This window comes from Actinoplanes sp. NPDC048791, from assembly GCF_040650095.1.
Classification (GTDB): Bacteria; Actinomycetota; Actinomycetes; order Mycobacteriales; family Micromonosporaceae; genus Actinoplanes.
In genome coordinates this window covers 1-4,565 of sequence record NZ_JBEZGQ010000699.1, presented here as the reverse complement: position 1 = coordinate 4,565, position 4,565 = coordinate 1, and the positions used below count along the sequence as shown (strand labels likewise).

Genomic DNA, 4,565 nt, shown 5'->3' with positions numbered 1-4,565 from the left:
GGAGGGCCGATGAGGACGCTGACGGTGGACGCGGCGCAGGTCGCGTACGGCGACGGGGTGCCGGTGCTGCGGGACGTGACCGTGACGGTGCGGCCCGGCGAGATCCTGGCCGTGACCGGTCCGTCCGGGGCGGGCAAGACCACGCTGCTGGCGGCGATGGCGGGTCTGCTGCCGCCGGCCGCCGGCCGGGTGCTGGTCGACGGCGGCGAGCTCAAGGACCGCGACCAGGGTGTCGCGCTCGGCGTGGTGCTGATCCCGCAGGAGAACGGGCTGGCGGCGATCCTCACCGCGGCCGAGAACATCGCGGTCGCCGTGATCGCGACCGGTGGCACCCCCGCCGACGCCCGGCGCGGCACCGCGGAGTCGCTCGAACGCGTGGGCCTGGCCGGGCAGGCCGACCAGCTCGTCGACGAGCTCTCCGGGGGCCAGCAGCAGCGCGCCGCGATCGCCCGCGGTCTGGCCCTGCGCGGTGACGTGCTGCTGGCCGACGAGGTGACCAGCGAGCTGGACGCGGCCAACCGGCAGAAGGTGATCGAGTTGCTGCGCGGGGAGGCGGTGCGGGGCGCGGCGGTGGTCTTCGCCACCCACGACCCGGAGGCCGCCGCGGCCTGCGACCACGAGCTGCACCTGGCCGACGGCGAGGCGACCTTGGTGCGCTGAGCCGGCTCAGCTGCCGGGTGTTTTCAGGCTGGGTGTCTTCAGGTACGTGTCGAGCGCGGCCGCGCCGGACAGCATCGCTGTGCCCCGGGCCGTCAGCCGGGCCCGCCACTCGCTCATCGTCGCTTGCAGGGGCTCGGGTCCGCCCGCCGTCCGCACCTGTTCCAGCACCTGGGCGATCCGGGCCAGCCCGTGCCCGCCGCGGCGCAGCTGGTGGGCCAGCAGCACGTCGCGTACGTCGGCGGCGGTGTAGACGCGGTAGCCGGTGTGCGGATCGCGGCGGGGCGTGATCAGGCCGGCGCGCTGCCACTTGCGTAACGTGGCCGGCCGGATGCCGAGCCGGTGCGCGAGCGGGCCGATGAACGTCTCACCCGGCGCCGGTTCGGCCGGTGGGGCCAGGCCGCTCAGGGCGAGGTCCACCGCTTCCAGCGTGCGGCGGTCCTCGGCCAGTTGCGCGTGGCTGCCGTCGATCAGGCGCAGCGCTTCCTCGACCGCGCCCTCGTTCACCGCCCGCATGATGGCGGTGGCGGTCGCGTGGCCGTGGGCGGGGATCAGCGCGAGGAAGGTCCGCAACGCCGCGGCATGGCGTGGGGCGTAGACGCGGTAGCCCGACGGTGAGCGCCCGGCCGGCGGGAGGATGCCCGCTTCCTCATAGTTGCGCACCGCCTGGGTGGACAGGCCGTGCTCACGGGCCAGGTCGATGGGTCGCAGCCGCATTCCGGCGAAGTTTACACAGAAAGTTCAACGATACTGTTGATGGGCATGACGACCTCGATCCGGGACGCCGCCCGGCCCTTCACCGCTGAAGCTCTCACCGCGCTGGTGCATCCCGGCACCCGCCTGCTCGGCCTCGGTGAGCCCACCCACGGCGTCGAAGCCTTCCCGGAGCTGCGCAACGAGCTCTTCCGCCACCTGGTCACCCACGAGGGCTACCGCTCGATCACCATCGAGAGCGACTGCCTGGCCGGCCTGGCCGCCGACGCGTACGTCACGGACGGCACCGGCTCCCTGGACACGGCGCTGAGCCGGGGTTTCAGCCACGGCTTCGGCGCCTCACCGGCCAACCGTGAGCTCCTGCGCTGGATGCGCGCCTACAACGAGGAGCGGCCCCGGCCCGAGCGGCTGCGCTTCTACGGCTTCGACGGTCCCCTGGAGGTCACCGGACCGGCCGGTCCCCGTCCCGCCGTGACTGCCCTGTACGACTACCTCGCCGGCCACCTCGACCTGCCCTGGAGCCGCGCGCACCTGGACGGTCTGCTGGGGGCGGACGGGCGCTGGACCGACCCGGCCGCCACCGTGGACCCGGCCCGGTCGGTCGGCCGCAGCCCCGAGGTCCGGGAGTTGCGCCTGATCGTCGACGACCTGCGCGTGCTGCTCAGCACCCACGCTCCCCAATTGACAGCTGACACCTCCGCCGACGGCTGGTGGAGCGCCGACCTGCACGCCCGTACGGCGGCCGGACTGTTGCGCTACCACGCCAGGATGGCCGACCCCGCGCCCACCCGCGTCAACGCGCTGATGGGCCTGCGCGACACGATCATGGCCGACAAACTGGCGGCCATCGTCGGCCGGGAACGGCGGCGCGGGCCCACGCTGGCCTTCGCGGGCAACCGTCACTTGCAACGCGACAAGAGCTACCTGCACTTCGCCGGCCTGCCCCTGCAGTGGTGGAGCGCGGGGGCCATCGCCGGCGCCCGTCTCGACGGCGAGTACGCCTTCGCCGCCACCACCTTCGGCACCCGCGGCGCCGACGTCCCGCCTCCCGACACCCTCGAAGGCGTGCTGTCGACCCTGCCGTACGACCGCGCCGTCGTCGATCCCGGCCGTCTCGCCGAGACCCTCGACCGCGAGCTGACGCCGCGGGTGCCGCGCGACCACACGTACCTCTCCCTGGACCCGGCGACCATCAACCAGCTCGACGCCATCGTCTTCCTCGGGACCATCGGATGATGGACCCATGCTGCGGAAGATTGACTGCGTGATGGTGCGGGTGCCCGAGCTGACCCCGGCGGTGGAGTTCTACACCCGCGTCTGGGGCCTGACGCCGCTGTGGCGCGACGAGACGTCGGCCGGGATGGGCCTGCCGGAGACCGACGCCGAGGTCGTCCTGCACACGATGGAGCTGCCGGACGACCGCGGCGTGCACTACCTGGTGGACGACGTGGCTCAGGCCGTGCTGACGGGCCAGCAGGCCGGGTGCACCGTGCGGGAGGCGCCGTTCGAGGTGCCCATCGGCTTGTGTGCCGTCCTGGAGGACCCGTTCGGCAACACTCTGTGCCTGCTGGACATGAGCAAGGGCCCGCGACCCGTCCTCAGCTGACGGCCTGCCGTACGAGGGCGCTGACCCGCGCCTCGGTCTCAGGGTTGAGCTCGGTCAGGGCGAAGTAGGTCGGCCACAGGGCGCCGTCGTCGAGGCGGGCCTCGTCGCTGAAGCCGAGCACCGCGTACCGGGTCTTGAACTTCGCCGCGCTCTGGAAGAAGCAGACCACCTTGCCGTCGCGGGCGTAGGCCGGCATTCCGTACCAGAGCTTCGGGGTGAGGGCCGGCGCGCCGGCCTTGATCAGGGCGTGCAACCGCTCGGCGAGGATGCGATCGGAGTCCGCCATCTCGGCGATCTTCTCCAGCACCTGGCTCTCGGTGTCGGCCTTGGCCCCCCGCCTGGTGCTCGCCCGGAGCTCCTTGGCGCGCTCCTTCATCGCGCCGCGCTCCTCGTCGGTGAAAACGCCGGTGGTCTTCGTGGTGGTCGGCATGTCAGTTTCCTCTCGGTGTCCGGTCATCGCGGGCCGGCCTGCTGGCGGGTCGGCACGGTGAGCCGGGTCACCGCCTCGGTCAGCGCCAGGGCGGCGCGTTCCTCGTCGCTGAACCAGGTGGTCGCCCGCCAGGCGGCGACTGCGTGCAGTTGTGCTGTGCTCGCGCCGTACTGCTGGGCCCGGTGCACTCCCTCGGCCACGCCGGGGCCGCAGCCGTTGATCTGGCTGGCCCGCAGCCGGCTCAGCGCCAGCAGCTTGCCGTCCAGTCCGGCCCGGGCGACGGCCGCGTCGACGGCCGTCAGGGCCGTCATCGCCGCAGGGAGCAGGACCGCCGGGTTCGGCATGCGCTCGGTCGGCATCGGGTCTCCTTCCGTCTCCGTCGTCGGCGTTCCCGACAGGAGTCATCCGACCATCGGCGGCCCGGGCAGCGCCCGGCGCGTGGGACACCGTGGGACACCCAGGTGCGATTTGAGCTGCGGAAACGCGTCGCTGATCCGAGGTTGTGGGGCGGGACGGTACGGTGTTTCAGGTGTCCAGCCCCCAGGAGCAGCTGGTGGTCCAGCTCGCCCGGATCAAGGAGCTGAGCGGGCTCAGCCTGCGCGCCCTGGCCGCCCGGTCGGGGCTGAGCAGCTCGTCCCTGTCGCGGTATCTGACCGGCCGGCTCGTGCCGCCGTGGGACACCGTCGTGGCGCTGTGCCGGGTCGTGGGCCGAGATCCCCGGCCGCTGCGCGCGGTGTGGGCGGAGGCGGCGAAGGCGGGTGCGGCGCCCGTGCCACGCCGCAACGATCTGCCGGCCGACCTGTTCGACTTCACCGGGCGCGAGGCGGAGTGTGCGCTGGTCGAGGAGCTGCTCCGTACCGTGGGTGCGGTTGTGGTCGACGGCATGGCCGGCGTCGGCAAGACCAGCCTGGCCGTGCACGTGGCCCATCGGCTCGCCGCCACCTACCCGGACGGCGGTCTCTACCTCGACCTGCAGGGTTTCACCCCGGGTCAGCAGCCCCTGGATCCGCCGGCCGCACTGGGCCGGCTGCTGAACGCACTGGCCGTCAGCCATCCGCCGGCGGGCGCCGCCGAACGCGCGGCGCTCTGGCGCGCGGAGCTGTCCCGCCGGCGGGCGCTGGTCGTGCTCGACAACGCGGTCGACGCCGAGCAGGTACG

General features: G+C 73.1%; 7 protein-coding genes. 4 read left to right on the top strand and 3 right to left on the bottom strand.

The window, feature by feature from the left end:
- Positions 1-9 precede the first annotated feature (9 nt).
- Positions 10-660 carry an ATP-binding cassette domain-containing protein gene (locus AB0C29_RS34855; RefSeq protein ID WP_360829500.1) on the top strand — a complete coding sequence of 217 codons (651 nt, stop codon included), beginning with the start codon at positions 10-12 and terminating at the stop codon, positions 658-660.
- Positions 661-666: 6 nt separating this feature from the next.
- Here the strand turns inward: AB0C29_RS34855 and AB0C29_RS34850 are convergent, their stop codons facing one another.
- Positions 667-1,374 carry a TioE family transcriptional regulator gene (locus AB0C29_RS34850; protein WP_360829498.1) on the bottom strand — a complete coding sequence of 236 codons (708 nt, stop codon included), beginning with the start codon at positions 1,372-1,374 and terminating at the stop codon, positions 667-669.
- 45 nt (positions 1,375-1,419) lie between these two features.
- On the opposite strand from AB0C29_RS34850, the gene AB0C29_RS34845 reads away from it, so the two are divergent.
- Positions 1,420-2,607, top strand: coding sequence for an erythromycin esterase family protein (locus tag AB0C29_RS34845; RefSeq protein ID WP_360829495.1), 1,188 nt, complete (start codon positions 1,420-1,422; stop codon positions 2,605-2,607).
- A gap of 7 nt (positions 2,608-2,614) precedes the next feature.
- Positions 2,615-2,977: a VOC family protein gene (locus tag AB0C29_RS34840; RefSeq protein ID WP_360829493.1), complete on the top strand. Its 363-nt coding sequence runs from the start codon at positions 2,615-2,617 to the stop codon at positions 2,975-2,977.
- Here the strand turns inward: AB0C29_RS34840 and AB0C29_RS34835 are convergent.
- Positions 2,970-3,407: a DUF1801 domain-containing protein gene (locus tag AB0C29_RS34835; protein WP_360829489.1), complete on the bottom strand. Its 438-nt coding sequence runs from the start codon at positions 3,405-3,407 to the stop codon at positions 2,970-2,972. The two genes, AB0C29_RS34840 and AB0C29_RS34835, sit on opposite strands and share 8 nt — an antisense overlap.
- A 23-nt stretch (positions 3,408-3,430) precedes the next feature.
- Positions 3,431-3,766 (bottom strand): carboxymuconolactone decarboxylase family protein, encoded by a 336-nt coding sequence (locus AB0C29_RS34830; protein ID WP_360829486.1) that lies wholly within the window; start codon positions 3,764-3,766, stop codon positions 3,431-3,433.
- Between the two features lie 170 nt (positions 3,767-3,936).
- On the opposite strand from AB0C29_RS34830, the gene AB0C29_RS34825 reads away from it, so the two are divergent.
- The coding region (locus AB0C29_RS34825) for a helix-turn-helix transcriptional regulator (protein ID WP_360829483.1) at positions 3,937-4,565 on the top strand (629 nt) is incomplete at its 3' end.

Excerpts from the sequence above, each read along its gene's own strand:
- AB0C29_RS34855 (WP_360829500.1), top strand. The coding sequence starts at position 10 with ATGAGGACGCTGACGGTGGACGCGGCGCAGGTCGCGTACGGCGACGGG.
- AB0C29_RS34850 (WP_360829498.1), bottom strand. The coding sequence starts at position 1,374 with ATGCGGCTGCGACCCATCGACCTGGCCCGTGAGCACGGCCTGTCCACC.
- AB0C29_RS34840 (WP_360829493.1), top strand. The coding sequence starts at position 2,615 with ATGCTGCGGAAGATTGACTGCGTGATGGTGCGGGTGCCCGAGCTGACC.
- AB0C29_RS34835 (WP_360829489.1), bottom strand. The coding sequence starts at position 3,407 with ATGCCGACCACCACGAAGACCACCGGCGTTTTCACCGACGAGGAGCGC.
- AB0C29_RS34830 (WP_360829486.1), bottom strand. The coding sequence starts at position 3,766 with ATGCCGACCGAGCGCATGCCGAACCCGGCGGTCCTGCTCCCTGCGGCG.
- AB0C29_RS34845 (WP_360829495.1), top strand. The coding sequence starts at position 1,420 with ATGACGACCTCGATCCGGGACGCCGCCCGGCCCTTCACCGCTGAAGCT.